Raw genomic sequence first — 978 nt, 5'->3', positions numbered from 1 at the left:
CGTCTTAGTGATACCAATATTGTTTTGACCTTTGTGCTGCTAGGGTTTGCTTTTATTATGGGCCCAACCCAATACATTATGGACAGCTTGGTTGAAAACGTCGGTAACTATGTACAAAATATCGTTCAATTAGGCTTTTGGAGTGAAGCTTATAGTAAGGGCGATTGGCAGTCATCATGGACTATTTTCTATTGGGCTTGGTGGATTAGCTGGTCACCATTTGTTGGCGTGTTTATCGCTCGTATTAGCCGTGGTCGTACCATTCGTGAATTCTTATTAGGCGTATTATTTATTCCTATGGTTATCCTGTTTTTCTGGTTCACAACCTTTGGCGGTGTGGCTGTAAATATGGAGCTGATTGGCAATCCTGGGTTCATTGAAGTGGTACAAAATGACTATGGAAATGCAATTTTCAAATTAATGGAATTTTATCCATTTACGCAAGCCACAACGATGTTGATCATCATCATGATTGTTTTATGGTTTGTGACCTCTTCAGATTCAGCAAGTTTTGTGATCGATATGCTAACCGCAGGTGGTGAGACCAATCCGCCCAAGATCCAACGTCTGTTTTGGGCGATAACTCAAGGTTTTGTTGCTGCTATTCTACTGGCAGCGGGCGGTTTAGGCGCCCTACAAGCGGCTGCTATCGTGGCAGGATTCCCGTTTGCCGTTGTCGTTTTTGTCATGCTGTACGCTATGATACGAGGATTCAATCGTGATGAGCTTATATTGTACCGTGCAGAGCAGCGCTTTATCACTGAAGAGTCGGTCGAGCACAATACGGCTAACGAGTTCGTTGATGAAGAACTATTAGAAGGACCACCTGAGATTGCTAAGGGTGATTAAAGTATAGTATAAAATTGCACGTCGCTACACAAAACCTCAATCTATTCGTAGATTGGGGTTTTATTAGTTAATAAAGTAGTGAATAGAGTCAGGCTACTTTCAAACTTTTCTTGATGAAAACTCAACCGT

Annotated in this window: 1 protein-coding gene; it reads left to right on the top strand. The window is 41.9% G+C overall.

Translation table 11 applies throughout. From position 1 onward, the window contains the following. On the top strand, positions 1–849 hold an 849-nt coding region (locus ACS8FD_RS17225), incomplete at its 5' end, for a BCCT family transporter (RefSeq protein WP_439276748.1). Positions 850–978 lie beyond the last annotated feature (129 nt).

The sequence above is a fragment of the Psychrobacter sp. 1U2 genome (assembly GCF_051847575.1).
The sequence above is the reverse complement of the archived record's forward strand: the minus strand, read 5'-3'. Positions and strand labels throughout refer to the sequence as shown.